Annotated in this window: 16 protein-coding genes and 1 pseudogene; 10 read left to right on the top strand and 7 right to left on the bottom strand. The window is 54.7% G+C overall.

Features of this window, described 5'->3' with window-relative positions:
* The first annotated feature begins 20 nt into the window (after window positions 1-20).
* The 7 genes and pseudogenes from ACEVJL_RS12440 (at window position 21) to ACEVJL_RS12410 (ending at window position 7922) form a co-directional block, all read left to right on the top strand.
* Window positions 21-848 carry a DNA-methyltransferase gene (locus ACEVJL_RS12440; protein ID WP_374738058.1) on the top strand — a complete coding sequence of 276 codons (828 nt, stop codon included), beginning with the start codon at window positions 21-23 and terminating at the stop codon, window positions 846-848.
* The gene (locus ACEVJL_RS12435) at window positions 845-1231 is read left to right on the top strand and encodes a DUF3851 family protein (protein WP_425475196.1); all 387 of its coding nucleotides are present in this window, start codon (window positions 845-847) and stop codon (window positions 1229-1231) included. Before ACEVJL_RS12440 ends, ACEVJL_RS12435 begins: the two co-directional genes overlap by 4 nt.
* Window positions 1224-2960: a C40 family peptidase gene (locus ACEVJL_RS12430; protein ID WP_374738056.1), complete on the top strand. Its 1737-nt coding sequence runs from the start codon at window positions 1224-1226 to the stop codon at window positions 2958-2960. Before ACEVJL_RS12435 ends, ACEVJL_RS12430 begins: the two co-directional genes overlap by 8 nt.
* A gap of 227 nt (window positions 2961-3187) precedes the next feature.
* Window positions 3188-6033, top strand: a pseudogene (locus ACEVJL_RS12425) (helicase-related protein); the annotation flags it as partial.
* Between the two features lies 1 nt (window position 6034).
* A complete protein-coding gene (locus tag ACEVJL_RS12420; protein ID WP_425475195.1) occupies window positions 6035-7102 on the top strand; it encodes a DUF3849 domain-containing protein in 1068 nt (355 codons plus the stop codon).
* Window positions 7099-7443: a plasmid mobilization protein gene (locus tag ACEVJL_RS12415; protein ID WP_374738055.1), complete on the top strand. Its 345-nt coding sequence runs from the start codon at window positions 7099-7101 to the stop codon at window positions 7441-7443. Before ACEVJL_RS12420 ends, ACEVJL_RS12415 begins: the two co-directional genes overlap by 4 nt.
* A 167-nt stretch (window positions 7444-7610) precedes the next feature.
* Window positions 7611-7922, top strand: a complete 312-nt coding sequence (locus ACEVJL_RS12410; protein ID WP_374738054.1) for a CD1845 family protein — start codon at window positions 7611-7613, stop codon at window positions 7920-7922.
* 44 nt (window positions 7923-7966) lie between these two features.
* Here ACEVJL_RS12410 and ACEVJL_RS12405 read toward each other — a convergent pair whose 3' ends face one another.
* A complete protein-coding gene (locus tag ACEVJL_RS12405) occupies window positions 7967-8209 on the bottom strand; it encodes a hypothetical protein (RefSeq protein WP_374738053.1) in 243 nt (80 codons plus the stop codon).
* Window positions 8210-8331: 122 nt separating this feature from the next.
* Window positions 8332-8526, bottom strand: coding sequence for a helix-turn-helix domain-containing protein (locus tag ACEVJL_RS12400; RefSeq protein WP_374738052.1), 195 nt, complete (start codon window positions 8524-8526; stop codon window positions 8332-8334).
* Between the two features lie 200 nt (window positions 8527-8726).
* Here ACEVJL_RS12400 and ACEVJL_RS12395 point away from each other — a divergent pair, with 200 nt between their 5' ends.
* From ACEVJL_RS12395 to ACEVJL_RS12385, 3 genes are all read left to right on the top strand, one after another.
* Window positions 8727-9251 (top strand): SLOG family protein, encoded by a 525-nt coding sequence (locus ACEVJL_RS12395; RefSeq protein ID WP_374738051.1) that lies wholly within the window; start codon window positions 8727-8729, stop codon window positions 9249-9251.
* Between the two features lie 20 nt (window positions 9252-9271).
* The gene (locus tag ACEVJL_RS12390; RefSeq protein ID WP_374738050.1) at window positions 9272-9754 is read left to right on the top strand and encodes a hypothetical protein; all 483 of its coding nucleotides are present in this window, start codon (window positions 9272-9274) and stop codon (window positions 9752-9754) included.
* Window positions 9755-9820: 66 nt separating this feature from the next.
* On the top strand, window positions 9821-11233 hold the full coding sequence (locus ACEVJL_RS12385) for a relaxase/mobilization nuclease domain-containing protein (protein WP_374738049.1): 1413 nt from the start codon (window positions 9821-9823) through the stop codon (window positions 11231-11233).
* A gap of 169 nt (window positions 11234-11402) precedes the next feature.
* Here ACEVJL_RS12385 and galE read toward each other — a convergent pair whose 3' ends face one another.
* The 5 genes from galE to ACEVJL_RS12360 all read right to left on the bottom strand — a co-directional run bounded on the left by galE (window position 11403) and on the right by ACEVJL_RS12360 (window position 15779).
* A complete protein-coding gene (gene galE / locus ACEVJL_RS12380; RefSeq protein WP_374738048.1) occupies window positions 11403-12419 on the bottom strand; it encodes a UDP-glucose 4-epimerase GalE in 1017 nt (338 codons plus the stop codon).
* A gap of 66 nt (window positions 12420-12485) precedes the next feature.
* Window positions 12486-13562 carry an LCP family protein gene (locus ACEVJL_RS12375; RefSeq protein WP_374738047.1) on the bottom strand — a complete coding sequence of 359 codons (1077 nt, stop codon included), beginning with the start codon at window positions 13560-13562 and terminating at the stop codon, window positions 12486-12488.
* A 60-nt stretch (window positions 13563-13622) separates the two neighbouring features.
* Window positions 13623-14282: a CpsD/CapB family tyrosine-protein kinase gene (locus tag ACEVJL_RS12370; RefSeq protein ID WP_374738046.1), complete on the bottom strand. Its 660-nt coding sequence runs from the start codon at window positions 14280-14282 to the stop codon at window positions 13623-13625.
* Entirely contained in the window at window positions 14279-15052 is a 774-nt protein-coding gene (locus ACEVJL_RS12365; RefSeq protein WP_374738045.1) for a YveK family protein, read from the bottom strand. Before ACEVJL_RS12365 ends, ACEVJL_RS12370 begins: the two co-directional genes overlap by 4 nt.
* Window positions 15045-15779 carry a CpsB/CapC family capsule biosynthesis tyrosine phosphatase gene (locus tag ACEVJL_RS12360; RefSeq protein WP_374738044.1) on the bottom strand — a complete coding sequence of 245 codons (735 nt, stop codon included), beginning with the start codon at window positions 15777-15779 and terminating at the stop codon, window positions 15045-15047. Before ACEVJL_RS12360 ends, ACEVJL_RS12365 begins: the two co-directional genes overlap by 8 nt.
* Window positions 15780-16015: the final 236 nt, after the last annotated feature.

Here is a 16015-nt window from a genome sequence, read left to right as displayed (position 1 = left end):
AAAGGAATGGGGGCAGCGGTATGGGCCGCACCTTTCCCCAGGACTACATCGATCAGATTTTTCAAGGCGACTGCCTGCACCTGATGGGGGAACTCCTGGATGGGGCCGTCTCCCTGATTTTGACCGACCCGCCCTATGGCATCCGGTATCAGAATCAATTCGCGGTCACACCTCACCCCATGCTGGAGGGCGATACGGGCATTGACTACGAACAGTTTGCCAGAGAGAGCTACCGCATCCTGAAACCCAACAGCCACGCCTACTTTTTCACCCGCTTTGACTGCTACCCGTATCACTACCAGTGCCTGAAAGCCGCCGGATTCTCCATCAAAAACTGCCTCGTCATTGAGAAAGGCACCCTGGGCGGCATCGGGGACCTGCGTGGGAGCTTCGCCAACAACAGTGATTGGGTGATCTTCTGCCAGAAGGGCCGCCGGACGTTCAACCACACGACCCTACTGCGCAACCGCAAAGAGGAAGGGAAGCATTATCACAGGGGGAAAACCCTCAGCGCCCGATATAAGAGCCGCTTTCCCGCCTGCTGGTTTGGGCCGGAGTACCCCAAGGCCACCTACAACTCCACGTGGCAAAAGCAGCACGGGATTTTCCACCCCACCATTAAAAATGTGGAGTGCCTGGCCTGGCTGATCCAGATCTCCAGCGACCCGGACGCTCTGGTTTTTGATGGCTTCATGGGGACCGGCAGCACTGCGCTGGCGGCTCTGGAGACCGGCCGCAGCTTCCTGGGCGCGGAGATTTCCCCCGCTTACTGGCAGATTGCACAGCAGCGCCTCGCTGCATGGCGCGAGGGACACACCACTATCGACACACAAAAGGAGGGCGAATGACTATGAAACGCAAACTTTTGCACAACGACCACACGATGTTTTTTGACCGGGCGATGGAGGCCCAGCGCCGCCAGCTGCTGACGGCGCTGGCGGATGCCGTTGCCGAGTGCCGCACGGCGGCAGACCAGGCGGCGGAGTTGACCGAGACCGGCGAGATCGGCCTGCTGCGGCTGGTGGAGATTCTGTGCGCCGCCAAGGTCCAGAGGGGCAAGACCGGCGGGGCCGTGCTGGAAGGCACAGAAGTCCAGATTCTGGCGGATGCGCTGGCCCAGCTTTACGCCTGCCTGACCGAGTGCCGCTTCGTGGGGCCGATGGGGCTGGCGGCCTATGCGGAGCTTTCCGGCATGATGGCCTCCCTCATGCTGGGAGAATGGTTTGATTAAGGAACCACGCCTGCGCTTTACGGAGGAAGAACGGGCGGACCCGGCATTGGGAAAGCCCGTCCGCAAGGCGGAAAAGGCCGCCGCCAAAGCGGACAAGGCGCAGGCAAAAATCCCGAAAAAGCAGGTCAAACGGGCCCAGGTGGACCCCAAGACCGGCAAGGTCACGACAAAGCTGGTGCTGGAGGATAAGAAAAAGCCGCCTTCCAAGTTGTCCCATGCGGTGCGGGACGCGCCGGGTAATGCAGTGGCGGGCAAAATCCATCAGGAGATACGGGAAGCCGAGGACGATAACGTGGGGGTGGAGAGTGCCCACAAGTCCGAAGACGCTCTGGAAACCGGCGTACATCTGGCGCGGGAGGGCTACCGCAGCCACAAGCTGAAACCCTACCGCAAAGCCGCCCAGGCAGAGCGGCAGCTGGAAAAGGTCAACATCAACGCCCTGTATCAGAAGTCTTTGCGGGAAAATCCCCAGATTGCCAGCAATCCATTCTCCCGCTGGCAGCAAAAGCGGGCCATCAAGAAACAGTACGCCGCCGCCAAACGGGCCGCCCAGTCCGGCGGGACCGCCGCCGGTGCGGCCCAGACGGCAACCAGGGCGGCCAAGAGCGTCCGGGAGAAGGCCCAGCAGGCCGGTACTTATGTCATGCAGCATAAAAAGGGCTTTGGCATTGCCCTGGCTCTTTTCCTGATTGTCTGTCTGCTGCTCAACACCATGTCCTCCTGCTCCATGATGGCCCAGAGCATCGGCTCTGCGGTATCCGGCACCACCTATCCCTCCGACGATTCCGAGCTGGTGGCGGTGGAGGCCGACTACGCTGCCAAGGAGGCGGCGCTGCAAGCCGAGATCGACAACGTGGAGAGCAGCCACCCCGGCTATGACGAGTACCGCTACGACTTGGACATGATTGGCCACGACCCCCATGAGCTGGCGGCCTATCTGTCCGCTGTTTTGCAGGGCTACACCCAGGCGAGCGCCCAGGCTGAGCTGGACCGCGTGTTCTCCACTCAGTATCAGCTGACGCTCACCGAGGAAGTGGAGGTACGATACCGCACCGAAACCTCCACCGACCCGGAGACCGGCGAGACCACCACGGAACAGGTGCCGTATGAGTATTACATTCTAAATGTAACGCTCACCAGCAAGCCGATCTCAGAGGTAGCGGCAGACCTGCTGACGCCAGAGCAGCTGGAGATGTACCAGGTGTACCGGCAGACGTTGGGCAACAAACCGCTGATCTTCGGCGGCGGTTCCGCTGACACCGGCGATTCCGAGAGCTTGTCCGGTGTGGAGTTTGTGAACGGAACACGGCCCGGCAATCAGGCGGTGGTGGACATCGCCAAAAGCCAGGTGGGCAATGTGGGCGGCCCGCCCTACTGGAGCTGGTATGGATTCACGTCCCGCGTGGAATGGTGCGCCTGCTTCGTGTCCTGGTGCTACGGCCAGATGGGGCTGTCCGAGCCGCGCTTCGCCGCCTGCCAGTCCCAGGGCATCCCCTGGTTCCAGTCCCACGGTCAGTGGGGCGCGCGGGGATATGAAAACATCGCTCCCGGCGACGCCATCTTCTTTGATTGGGATCTGGACGGGTCCGCCGACCATGTGGGCATCGTGGTGGGCACTGACGGCAGCCGGGTCTACACGGTGGAAGGTAATTCCGGCGACGCCTGCAAGATCAAGAGTTATTCCCTGACCTACGAGTGCATCAAGGGCTATGGCCTGATGAACTGGTGATTTTTTTCGGAGGTATAAAACTGAATATTGTATCCTTTGGGGGCGGCACGAACAGTGCCGCCCTTTTGGTTGGGCTTCATCAGCACGAGATTCCCGTTGACCTGATTACATTTGCCGATACCGGCGCGGAGCATCCACATACCTACCGCTTTCTGGAAACCATGAACCGATGGCTGCAAGAACACAGGATGCCGCCCATTACGGTGGTGGAAAAGATGGACCGTACGGCCAGGGCCTCCACCCTGAACGCTCACTACACCAGCCCCACTGTCATCCGCGCCATTTACGAGGCCGTAGAACGCATGGGCTTCCAGGGCGGCAACATTTTGGAGCCTTCCTGCGGTGTGGGCAACTTCTTCGGGATGCTCCCGGAGAGCATGGCAGAAAGCAGGCTGTATGGAGTGGAACTGGACAGCATTTCTGGTCGCATCGCCCGACAGCTTTACCCCAAAGCTGACATCACGGTGGCGGGCTTTGAGACCACCGACCAGCGGGACTTCTACGATCTGGCTGTGGGCAACGTCCCCTTCGGACAGTACCAGGTAAATGACCGTGCTTACAATAAGCTGGGCTTCAACATCCACAACTATTTCTTTGCCAAGGCGCTGGACCAGGTGCGCCCCGGCGGCGTGGTGGCTTTCGTCACCAGCCGCTACACAATGGACGCCAGGGACCCCACTGTACGCCGGTATCTGGCCCAGCGGGCGGAGCTGCTGGGGGCCATCCGGCTGCCCAACAACGCCTTCAAGGCCAACGCCGGGACCGAAGTGGTCTCTGACATCCTGTTCCTGCAAAAGCGGGATCGCCCCATCGACATCGCGCCGGACTGGACCCAGACCGGGCAGACCGAGGACGGATTCACGGTCAACCAATATTTTCTGGATCACCCGGAGATGGTGCTGGGGCGGCCCACCGCTGAAAGTACCCAGTACGGGAGACAGGACTACACGGTGGCCCCCATCGAGGGCCTGGAACTGGCTGACCAGCTCCATGATGCCGTCAAGTACATCCGGGGGACCTACCAGGAGGCCGAACTGCCGGAGCTGGGAGAGGGTGAGGACATCGACAGCTCTATCCCGGCAGATCCCACCGTGAAAAACTACTCCTTCACGGTGGTGGACGGTGCGGTATACTACCGGGAAAACAGCCGTATGGTGCGCCCTGACCTGAACGCCACCGCCGAGGCCCGCGTCAGGGGATTGGTGGAGCTGCGGGACTGTGTATGCAGCGGTATCTCCAATATGACCGGCTGCAAGAACTGGGCATGGCGCACTTCGATTGCTGGGCGTCCCGCTTTGGGGAGACCGTGACGGCGTTGGAGCTTGCCCCAGAAGGGACCGGCTACGGGGCGCGGACCCGGTTCTCGAAATTTTTCAATCTGCCTGAGCTGATGAACCTGTTCAGGGAGATCGCGGATATTAAAACCGCCGACCAGCTCCATTTGCCCACGCCGGAGGTGGCATACCACAACGTCGTGGCGCAGCCCACCGAACACCAGAAGGAGATGGTAAAAGCCCTGTCAGCGCGGGCGTCCGAGGTCCACCGCGGCGTGGTAGACCCGTCCAAAGATAACATGCTGAAGATCACCAGCGATGGCCGCAAGCTGGGCCTGGACCAGCGGCTCATCAGCCCACTGCTGCCGGATGAACCCGGCACCAAGGTCAACCAGTGTGTGGCCAACATCATGCAGATCTGGCGAGTTGGGGATGCTGACCGGCTGACCCAGCTGGTATTCTGCGACATCTCCACGCCCCAAGCCCGGCCCGCGAGAAAGGCGGCCAAAGCGGTGGACAACCCCACACTCCATGCATTGGAGGAATCCGTACCCCTGCCGGAGCCGGAACCGGCCTTTACGGTGTATGAGGACATCCGACGAAAGCTCATTGCCCAGGGGATGCCCGCTGAACAGATCGCCTTCATCCATGACGCCAAGACGGAAGTGCAGAAGAAGGAGCTGTTTTCCAGAGTCCGTACCGGCCAAGTGCGGGTGCTGCTGGGCAGCACCGCCAAAATGGGGGCTGGCGCCAACGTGCAGGACCGTCTTGTGGCTCTCCACGACCTGGACTGCCCCTGGCGGCCCGGCGACCTGGCTCAGCGGAAAGGTCGTATCGAGCGCCAGGGCAACCAGAATCCACTGGTCCATGTGTACCGCTATGTCACCGAGGGAACCTTCGACGCCTATCTCTGGCAGACGGTGGAGAACAAGCAGAAATTCATCAGCCAAATTATGACTTCCAAAAGCCCGGTGCGTTCCTGCGATGATGTGGACGAAATGGCGCTCTCCTTTGCCGAGATCAAAGCGTTGTGCGCCGGGGACCCGCGCATCAAAGAGCGCATGGACCTGGATGTGGAGGTCTCCCGGCTGAAGCTGATGAAGGCCGACCATCAGAGCAAGCAGTACCGTCTGGAGGACCAGCTGCTCCAATACTTTCCACGGGAGATTGAGGCCAATAAAGGGTTTATCCAGGGATTTGAGGCGGACCTGGAAACCCTGACCGTCCATCCTCACCCGGAGGATGGCTTCGCGGGCATGGAGATTCAGGGAGATACCCTCGCCGACAGGGAGAATGCCGGTGCCGCACTGCTGGACGCCTGCAAGGAGGTCATAAACTCCGAGCCGGTGGCAATCGGCAGTTACCGTGGCTTTGCCATGTCGGTGACATTTGATGCTTTTTCAAAGGAGTATACGCTCCTGCTGAAAGGGCAGATGACCCACCGGGTAACGCTGGGCACCGACCCGCGCGGCAACCTGACCCGCATCGACAACGTCCTGGCGCAGATGTCCCAGCGGCTGCAAAGTGTGCAGAACCAGCTGGACAACCTCTACCAGCAGCAGGCCGCCGCCAAAGCGGAGGTTGGCAAACCCTTCCCCCAGGAGCAGGAGCTGCGGGACAAGAGTGCCCGGCTGGCTGAGTTGGATGTATTGCTAAACATGGATGGCCGGGGCCGCCCCGCTCCGGAAGCGGCGCTTGCCAAAAGCACACGTCCCTCGGTGCTGGATGGGCTGCGCCGCCCGGTGCCGCCGCGAAACCTGGATAAGAAAACCAAACACCACGAACAGGAGGCGCGATAATATGAACAAAGATATGAATACGGCCCTTTATGAGAAGATGGCCGCCGAGCAGGACAAATACCGGGACTGGCTGAAAAGCCAGCCCCCGGAGGAAATCTTACACCATGCCTATGAGTACGCCGTCCGGGAGGATATTCTGACAGTGATGGAATACCTGGAACTGCCGGACGCCCAGGCCGCTGCGCTGCTGGCGTCGCCGTCCCCGGTGGCCGATGCCTACCGGGAATTTGAAAAGCGCGATACCGGGTATATGGATGTAGTCCGGGACAGCATTGAGACCCGCGCCGGAGCCGCTCTGTCCGCCCAGCGGGAGCTTCCGGTCTACCGGCACCCCGCCGCCTATGCCCACGAGCACGGGGAGCTGGACCAATACCGGACCTCCCAGCGGGCCAACATTGCCTGCAAGGATGCCATCGAGGCGGCAATCTCCGAACACTACCGGGACAACCGGCTGGGCAAAGCTGCCGTCGGGCAGGTGGCGGAGCAGTTCGGCTATGACCGGATGTTCTATGTGCTGGCCAACACGGTCCAGCAAAAGGAATGGGATGGACGCTTCAGCCGGGTAAACAAGGCATGGGCCAAGACGGTGGACATCCCGCCCAACCCGGACGGCTTTGGCGGGGAGCGGAACTGGGAGTTTGTGGTGGACAGTCACCCCGGCTTGACCGACTTGTTTTTGACCCTGGCAAAGCAGGAATACCTGCTGACCCAGCCGCTGACGCCGGAGGAAATCCAGGCCGAGTCCGCCCGGCTCTTGCAGAAGCTGCGTGCCCCGGATACGCCCAACAGTCCCCACGGCACCCATTACATGGCGCAGTTCTCCGAGGATTTTATGCGGCGGGCCAACTCCAAGGATATGGATCAAGTCATGGCGATGCTGCCGTTTCGCTCCGTGACCTTCTCCGGTCTGAATGACCGCAAGGGGCATTTTGTCCTGATTTCCAAGGACGAAGACCGCAGTAAGGAACTGCGCCAGCGCCGCTCCTCGGTCCGCCGCCAGCTGAAGCAGGAGCCGCGTTCCACGGAAAAGAAACCGTCCACCCGTAAAAAGAAGGAGCCGGAGCGATGAGCGCCCCCAACCGCAGGCGGGAGGTGCAGGTGAATTTCCGGGTGTCGCCCCAGGAGCTGGAGTTGATCGAGCAGAAAATGGCCCAGCTGGGCACATCCAACCGGGAAGCCTATCTGCGCAAGATGGCTTTGGACGGGTATGTGGTACGCCTGGAACTGCCGGAGCTGAAGGAGCTGGTCTCCCTGATGCGCTATTCCAGCAACAACTTAAACCAGCTGACCCGCCGGGTGCATGAGACCGGGCGCATTTACGATGCTGACCTGGAGGATATAACCCAGCGTCAGGATCAGATCTGGGCGGGGGTAAGGGAGGTATTGACCCAGCTGGCAAAGCTCTCGTAACAGGGGTCTATGCCCCATCTGCGGAGGGAGGAACGGCGTTCTTGTCGCCGCTCCTCCCTCCGCTTTTTCTTTTTGTCCGTATCCTTGCCCTCTGCTTCAGATTGATGGATAATAAAGGCATAAGAAGCGGTTCGAGGATGCGGAGAGATTCTGAAGGAGGACGAAAGATGCGAGCGTTGTGGTTCCTTTTGAAGCTGCTGTTGAAAATTGCGGTGGCCCCGGTCATTCTGGTGCTGACGGTATGTATCTGGCTGTGCGTTTGGCTGGTGTACATCTCCGGTCTGGTGCTGGGGGTGATCAGCACGGTGGTTGCCCTGCTGGGAGTGGCGGTGCTGATTACTTACTCGCCCCAAAACGGGATCATCCTATTGGTGCTGTCGTTCCTCATCAGCCCCTTCGGCCTGCCAAAAGCGGCGCTCTGGCTGCTGGGCAAGGTGCAGGATCTGAAATATGCCATCCAGGATGCGGTATACGGATAAAATCAGCAAGGGTGCCGCGAAAACACGGCACCCTTGCTGATTGATTACTCGATCTCATAGTCCTCACTGTCGTCTGCCTCGCCAGTGGCGCAGGTGAAGCAGAGATTCGTGCCGGTAATGGCGCTCCCGGCCGCCCAGATCGGCGCGCCGCAAATCGTACACCTTGCGCCGTTTTTCTTGGCCTCCAGCGTCTGTTGAAGCGCCTGCACCAAGTCCTCTTTCCGGTAGCCTTTGTTGTTCTCCAGGACCATACCGGCATATTCTTCAATCGAGATGGGCTGCATCATGGTTCTGAGCCTCCTCCTGTTTTGTCCTTATTTACAGCACATACCGCTTTTTTCCTACATTATTATATAAGAACTCACCGTGAAACACAACGGCTGTCGAGGACCTCAGTTTCCCCGACAGCCTATTTTTTGAAGCAGACAATATCGTTCGGCGTACAGCCGATGATGTCGCACAGCTTCTCCAGTGTGAGCAATGTAATATTCTTGTTTTTCTTGAGCGAGTCGAGCGTCTTATTGTCGATCCCGTTTTGCAGAAGATAATACTGTGTGACATTCCGCTCCCTCATTGTTTCCCAAAGCGGGCTGAAATCAATCAATTAGGACACCACCCTCTTACAAACTGTACTATGTAAATTATAGGGTGGCGGACGTAAAATCAGTATTGTGGATATATCCACAATATCTTATAATAGAACTATGTTCAAAAAATGCTGTCCCCGGATTCTGCTTGCCGTATCCGTCCCGGACAGCTTTTACAGCTTTTTACGAGGGAGTGTCATCTGTGAGAGACAACGCTATGAGAGACACCGAGAATCGAACGTGTACCTGTTGCTTTACCGGCCATCGCCCTGAAAAGCTCCAGGTCCCGGAAGAAATGGTAATTGAGAAGCTGGATGCCGCGATTCAGGACGCAATCCGCAGCGGTTACAGAATCTTTATCAGTGGGATGACGAAGGGCGTGGACATCTGGGCGGCTGAACTGGTGCTGCGTTATCGGGAGACCAACCCGCAGATTCAACTGATTTGTGCGGTTCCTTATCAAGGCTTCGGCCAGCGATGGGGGCGGGAATGGCGGAGCCGGTTTCTGAACATCATCCAATCTGCCGATGCCGTCCACTATATCTGTCCGAGTTCTTCTTACGGTGCGTATCAGGCCCGCAATATCTGGATGGTGGACCGCTCTTCTCTGGTAATCAGCGTCTACAACGGTTCCAAGGGCGGAACCAGGAACACGATTGCCTATGCAAAAAAGCAGGCGGCCTGCACCGTTCGGAACCTAAATCTTAATGAGGAAGGTGCGGAAACGGATTGCCGCTTATAGCCTGCGAGGGGGAAATGCCTGTGAGGATCGAACGAAAGTATTATGACCTTGAGAAGGCCCAGTGGGATGAGATTACGGAAGAAGTGCGCCGGGAAGAAGAAACCTGCACGGAAGCAGAACGTGAAGCCAATAAACGAAAAGTCCAAGAGGAATTGCAGAAAATATTCCGCATAGGTGAGGCATACGCAAATACCTGGAAGCGGGTCCCCAATCGGAGGCGGATCGAGCTGTTCCAAAAACTCGCAGAGCAAGCACTTTGGATGGCGGAGCATCTCAGCTGTAATATTGCCGTAGAGGCCAAAGATAATTCTCTGGGGAAGATTGCCTTGGAATCTGAGTGCTTCGTTCTCACCTCATTTGGAGAACGCACAATCAGGGCCATTTTTTCAAACCTATTTTTGGCGGCAGACGATATTTACATGGATGTCTCGTCTAACGGCCTTTGCAGGATGGAGTTTTGTTTTGAGCTCTATCAGGATATACCGGCCGGACAGGTTATGTGATAACAGAAAATTCTAAGGGCAGCTTTCACAAAGCTGTCCTTTTCTTTTGAAGGGGGGAGTTCAGTTATGGCAACCACACGCATTATGCCGCTGCACACCGGCAAGGGCCGGACCATGGGCAAGGCCATTCGCGACATCATCGACTATGTAAAAAATCCGGACAAGACCGACCACGGCAGGCTCGTAACCAGCTACGGATGCAGCAGCCCGATTGCCGACGCTGAGTTTCTGTTCGCCAAGCGGCAGTACATTGCGGCCACCGGGCGGGTTCGCGGCGCGGACGATGTGATCGCCTACCATGTGCGCCAGTCCTTTGTTCCGGGCGAGATTACCCCGGAGGAAGCCAACCGGCTGGGCGTTGAATTTGCCAGGCGGTTTACCAAAGGGAAACACGCTTTTGTGGTCTGCACCCATATTGATAGATCGCACGTTCATAATCACATCATCTGGTCGGCGGTCAACGTGGACTGTGACCGGAAGTTCCGCAACTTCTGGGGCAGCACCAGGGCCGTCCGCCGCCTGAGCGACACCATCTGCGTCGAGGCCGGGCTGTCCATTGTGGAGGAGCCGAAGCCCCACGGGAAAAGCTACGATAAGTGGCTGGGAGATCAGGCCAAGCCCTCCCACCGGGAGCTTCTGCGGCTGGCCATCGACCGGGCGCTGGCGCAGAAACCCGCCGGTTTGGACGCGCTGTTTCAGCTGCTCCGGGAGAGCGGATGCGAAGTATCAAAGCGCGGGAAATCGTACCGGCTGAAGCGGCCCGGCTGGGACAGAGCGGCCCGGCTGGACAGTCTGGGCGCAGGTTACACACTGGACGATCTGCTGGCGGTCCTCTCCGGCCAGAAAGAGCATACGCCCCGGAAGAAACCTTCCGTACAGGTCGAACCGCCCAAGGTCAATCTGCTGGTGGACATTCAGGCCAAACTCCAGGCCGGGAAAGGTGCCGGGTATGCCCGGTGGGCCAAGATATTCAATCTCAAGCAGATGGCCCGTACTATGAATTTTCTCACCGAGCACAACCTGCTGGAGTATGCCCAGCTGGCAGAAAAAGCTGCGGCGACCACGGCGTATCACAACGAGCTGTCCGCCAAAATCAAGGCGGCGGAGAAGCGCATGGCGGAGATCGCCGTGCTGCGCACCCACATCGTCAACTACGCCAAAACCCGCGAGGTCTATGTTGCCTATCGGAAGGCCGGTTACTCCAGAAAATTCCGGCAAGAGCATGAGGCGGAAATTCTGCTCCACCGGGCCGCCAAAGATGCCTTTGACGGCCTGGGGGTGAAGAAGCTGCCCAAGATGAAGGAGTTACAGGCGGAGTACGCCCGGCTTCTGGAGGAAAAGAAAAAGACCTATGCGGAATACCGCCGTTCCCGCGAGGAAATGCGGGAACTTTTGGCGGCTAAGGCCAACGTGGACCGCATCCTGAATTGGGAGGCGGGACCGGAGGCCGAAAAAGAGAAAGACCGTGACCAGCGGTGAGCGGGTCACGGTCGAAAGCGTTCGCAGAACGCGCAGCCGCAGAATGAAATTCTGCGTTCAAAGGGGGCTTGGGGGCATCCCTCAACAAGCAGCGCCAGGGAGCCGTGGCTATCCTGGCGCATTGCTTGCTACGATATGACCAGCTATGATAAGTTCCAGAATAAAGAGATTACTGACTATTGGTTGGTTGACGGCAAAATTGTTGCCAACGCCACGCATCTTCGCACATCTCAGTTAGAGTAAGCTGGGCGCTCCACTTCAATTCCCGTTGCGCCTTACTGACGTCAGCATAGCACTCGGCTACATCGCCAGCGCGGCGGTGATCTATCACATATGGAACGGCGCGATTGCTTGCTTTCTCAAATGCGGCCACCATTTCAAGAACACTATGTGGTGTTCCGGTTCCCAGGTTAAACGTCGATATACCTGTCCGACCGCAAAGATATTCCAATGCTGCAATATGGCCTTTCGCCAGATCTACGACATGAATATAATCACGAACGCCCGTCCCATCCTTTGTAGGATAGTCGTTTCCAAAAATATGTAGTTCTTTTCGGAGACCAGCGGCCACTTGAGCGACATACGGCATCAAGTTGTTTGGAGTTCCATTGGGTTCTTCGCCGATCATCCCGCTTTCATGTGCGCCAACAGGATTGAAGTATCGCAGCAGACAAATGGACCAATCAAGATCGGCTCGGCAAACATCTTTCAACATTTGCTCAATCATCAACTTTGTTTGCCCGTAGGGATTGGTCGCTGAGGTAGGCATTTCTTCGGTGAGTGGAAGCTCTGACGGAATACCGTACACAGTAGCAGATGAGCTAAAGACCAATCTCTTCGCTCCGTATTGTTCCATGCACTCAATCAGCGACAAGGTGGCGTCAAGGTTGTTGCGATAATACTTTATGGGGTTCGCTACAGATTCACCAACCGCTTTGTATCCAGCAAAATGTATTACAGAAGTAATCTGATTTTGCTCAAACACTTGTCTGAGCTGTTCGGGATCTGCAACATCTACATTGTAGACGCTTGGCACATGTCCTGTGATTTGCTGGATGCGCTGTGGCACTGTCGGATTGCTGTTAGAAAAATTGTCGGCAATAATGACATGATACCCCTTACTAAGTAGCTCTACTGCTGTATGCGAACCGATATATCCAGCTCCACCAGTCAAAAGAACAGCCACTTTCCCACACCTCTCTCTCTGATGATAAATAACGTCCCTCTTGGGCGCAGGGATAGGCAGAAAATACTACTCGGCAGCTCCGTATAACATCTCCTGAAGCGCCTTGGCATTAGTATCAAAGTCCACAGAAAAAAGACTTCTCCCTCCCATTCCTTTCATGCTTCCATAGGTGCCTTCCAATGGAATTGTTGCTTGCTCAAAATCATTTCCCCAGAATAAAGGGACAATCATTGCCAAACTGAGAATCTCTTCATTTGTTAAGTTTGTCTGAACAAGGGGAAGTACGGTGTCGAGCATACTGTTGAGCTCTAAGACGTTTAGATCCTTTACTTGATCCACTGCGGCTTGAATGACCGTTCTTTGTCTGCTGATACGGTTCCAGTCACTGTCAATTTTACGGCACCTGGCATAACTGAGGGCAGTTGCTCCATTCATATGGTTTAGTCCAACCGTTACCTGCTGGATACCGTTTCCTTCAACCTCAGCTCTATACAAGATATAATCCACTTCTGCTTGTGTCAGACTAATATCCACTCCGCCTATCGCATCAATACCTTCAATAAAGGTATTGAAATTTACGCGAATATAATGTGTCACATCTACTTTGAAGCATTCGCGAATTTCCTTCATCATCAGCTCAGCACCACCATACCGAAACGTATGGGTTAACCAATCGTACTGCCCTTCATATTGTCCCTCTAAAATAGGAACACCCATGCCTCGCTCGAAGCTAATCAGATGGATAATGCCTGTTGATTTATTGATTGATAGTAGCATACAGGCATCGCCCCGGGCATTGGTGCTGAATTCCTCAGTCCGTTCATCCGTTCCAATCAAAAGGATATTGAATACATCAGAATCAGAGAAGATTTCTCCCGTAGCTAAAATAGCATCCCGTTCGTCTAAATCCTCTGTGACATCTAGCATTTCCTGATTGTCATAGTCATCCTCTTGTACAATTTCAGCTTCGGCAGTTTCGCTGCTGTTAATGCTGTCGAATGAATCTTCAGGTGTTCGGTCAAGCATATTAAGTTTTGACAAGATAAAGCTATAGCCTACAAGCGCGAGAGCAAAAAGAACGACAATTACAGAAATTGCAATTTTGAGTATAGTTTTTTTCTTCGACTTCTCTTTTTCTTTCATATAAATCACACTCTCTATTTGTGTGCCTTGATTATTTCCGATTTGGCTGGTTGGTCACCACTAAGGATTAGAATGGTAGTAATATGCACTGTCCTTCTTTTTTGTGTTGTTCCTGACAACACCTAGAATTTTGCTCCCGCTTTTCTTCAACTGTTCAACAACATCTTGCGCCTGACGATAACGAGTCGAATTTCCTACGACAAGGACCGTTCCATCACAATTTGGGGCGACAACAGCTGCATCTATTACTCGTCCCAGCGGAGGAGTGTCGATAATCACATACTGGTACGCTTTTCGAGTTTCTTTTATCAGCGCAGAGAAATACTTGCCGTTCAGCAATTCCACCGGATTGGGCGGATACTTCCCTGCAAAAATCAACCGCAAAGTCGGGTACTGCGTTTGATAAAGAGCTTCCCCTAATGCAACCATCCCGGTGAGTAGCTCGCTCAGACCAACGACGTCTTTCGCGTTGGAATTCCGTCCGGCCAACACTGATTTGCGCATGTCAGCATCAATGAGCAGCACTTCTTTCCCTAACTCTGCAAGACTTCGGGCAAGATGGAGTGCTACTGTTGTTTTTCCTTCATTTTCATTACAGCTGGTGATTGCTATTACTTGAATATCCTGCCCGCAGAATTGCAAATTCGTGCGCAGAACTTTATAAGCTTCTTGCGTAAAAAAATCATTGTCTCCAGGCAGTTTGATTGATATTTTGTTCATTCTTTCGCCCTCCGCTTTTTTGCGGGCTGTTGATTGCTCCCTGCACCATATGCCTTATAGTATCCATAGCGATGGCTTTTCTTTTCATTTGCATTGGGAATATCCCCTAGGACACTCAATCCCAGATGGCGTTCGATGTCCTCCTGCGTCCTCAGCGTATCGTCAAAAACATAGACGATTACAACAACCGAGTATGCTATGATCCCTGCTATGATACCAATCAGCAAATATGCCAGTATCGTCAGTTGATTACTTGGCTCCGAAGAAAGCAACCCATTTTCGTAGAGATTAACTTGCTCAAACCCCATTGCGTCGGCGATTTTTTCTGTGCCAATAAGACATACTTGGTCGGCAATTTCCTTGGAGAGCGATGCAGAATTTGTTGTAACTGTCACTTCCAAAATGCGGGTATCGCTGGGATTGTTGGTTTCGATGCTTTCGTATAGGTCCCGGTAGCTCATTTCCAGCTCCAACGACGCCATCACTTCATCGAGAACCGCATGACTTTTCAGAATATAGGTGCAATCGTTTACCACATCAAGAGCCAGAGAAAAATCCTGTGTAGTATAGTTGTATGTCGATTCGTTCTCCTGCTTCAAGATGTACAGAGTAGCTGTGGACTCATATTCCGGGGTAAAGAGAAACTGCTGCTGTAGAAACACTCCACCCATACACAACAGGGGGATCAGGATGATCAACCATAACTTTCCCAGGAACAGGGACAAAAAGTCCTTAAATGTGATCGTTCTAAGTTTTTGACTGTCACTCATCTGCACATCTCCTCCTTTCAGCTTGGACATTAAGAATAGCGTTCGGATGAAATAGAAATAGCTCGTCCGCATAGTCTTTTCCATATCTCTGAGATACCTCGATATATGCCTTGGACAATGTAGGGGGACGGCCTTCCAAATTGTGTGCGTCAGAGGCGATTACATCCACGATTCGTTGCTGTAAAATCTTTCTGACAAGCGGATAGCGATACGGCCGCAGAACAGACGATGCATTGACTTGGATGATTGCGCCAATATCCCGCAACCGCATGACTAGCTTGCTCCTCCGGTGCAATGACAGGTACCGCTCAATATGTGCTAAAACCGGTATATAGCCATGCCGTAGAAACGACAATACCGCAAACTCAATCACTTGGTATCGTTCATCAAAATCAAAGTCCACCAGAACATACCGTGTTCCGTTTAGTGTGCGGCATAAGCCAGCCTCTACCCATTCAACGCAACCCTGGCTATAATGCAGTTCGTTTCCGAGAAAAATCGTTAAGCCGGGATACTTCTCGTTCGCAAACTTGCTCAGTGCCTGATATTTCTCTGATGAAGGAGTCGTATTGTGCCCGTAATATCCCGGATGATAATGAGGCGTACAGCAAATACATTTCGCACCATCATGATAAAGTGCATCTAGCAACGCAAACATTTGCGTGTCATCTTTAGGGCCGTCATCTATAGATGACAAAAGATGCGCATGAATATCGGTAAAATCCATCTTAATGCTCTCCATTTTGGGTCTTTTATGCCTGCCATCAAATACAGAGTATGCGCCACGAATGGCAGATGTAATTTGAGATTACAGAGTCAAACCGCCTCAGTTTGCTCCTTAAATTGCATTCTGCGGCGCTCGGCGGCCACCGGTGCGGTCACCAGCGGCCACCTTGCGGCGCAGCGGCCACCCGTAATTAGGTGGTCATTTTAGGTTTAATCACCACGGTGTAGTGCTTTGTG

Origin of the sequence: Flintibacter porci, from assembly GCF_041925195.1 — a bacterium.
GTDB lineage: Bacteria > Bacillota > Clostridia > Oscillospirales > Oscillospiraceae > Lawsonibacter > Lawsonibacter porci.
Note: the sequence above shows the minus strand (reverse complement) of the source record. Positions and strands in the feature narration are given on the sequence as shown.

What these genes read in the sequence shown, in the direction of transcription:
- ACEVJL_RS12440 (WP_374738058.1), top strand. Translation starts at nt 21, where the DNA reads ATGGGCCGCACCTTTCCCCAGGACTACATCGATCAGATTTTTCAAGGC.
- ACEVJL_RS12360 (WP_374738044.1), bottom strand. Translation starts at nt 15,779, where the DNA reads ATGGATTTTACCGATATTCATGCGCATCTTTTGTCATCTATAGATGAC.
- ACEVJL_RS12405 (WP_374738053.1), bottom strand. Translation starts at nt 8,209, where the DNA reads ATGATGCAGCCCATCTCGATTGAAGAATATGCCGGTATGGTCCTGGAG.
- ACEVJL_RS12395 (WP_374738051.1), top strand. Translation starts at nt 8,727, where the DNA reads ATGAGAGACACCGAGAATCGAACGTGTACCTGTTGCTTTACCGGCCAT.
- ACEVJL_RS12385 (WP_374738049.1), top strand. Translation starts at nt 9,821, where the DNA reads ATGGCAACCACACGCATTATGCCGCTGCACACCGGCAAGGGCCGGACC.
- ACEVJL_RS12375 (WP_374738047.1), bottom strand. Translation starts at nt 13,562, where the DNA reads ATGAAAGAAAAAGAGAAGTCGAAGAAAAAAACTATACTCAAAATTGCA.
- ACEVJL_RS12370 (WP_374738046.1), bottom strand. Translation starts at nt 14,282, where the DNA reads ATGAACAAAATATCAATCAAACTGCCTGGAGACAATGATTTTTTTACG.
- ACEVJL_RS12420 (WP_425475195.1), top strand. Translation starts at nt 6,035, where the DNA reads ATGAACAAAGATATGAATACGGCCCTTTATGAGAAGATGGCCGCCGAG.
- ACEVJL_RS12410 (WP_374738054.1), top strand. Translation starts at nt 7,611, where the DNA reads ATGCGAGCGTTGTGGTTCCTTTTGAAGCTGCTGTTGAAAATTGCGGTG.
- ACEVJL_RS12415 (WP_374738055.1), top strand. Translation starts at nt 7,099, where the DNA reads ATGAGCGCCCCCAACCGCAGGCGGGAGGTGCAGGTGAATTTCCGGGTG.
- ACEVJL_RS12435 (WP_425475196.1), top strand. Translation starts at nt 845, where the DNA reads ATGACTATGAAACGCAAACTTTTGCACAACGACCACACGATGTTTTTT.
- ACEVJL_RS12365 (WP_374738045.1), bottom strand. Translation starts at nt 15,052, where the DNA reads ATGAGTGACAGTCAAAAACTTAGAACGATCACATTTAAGGACTTTTTG.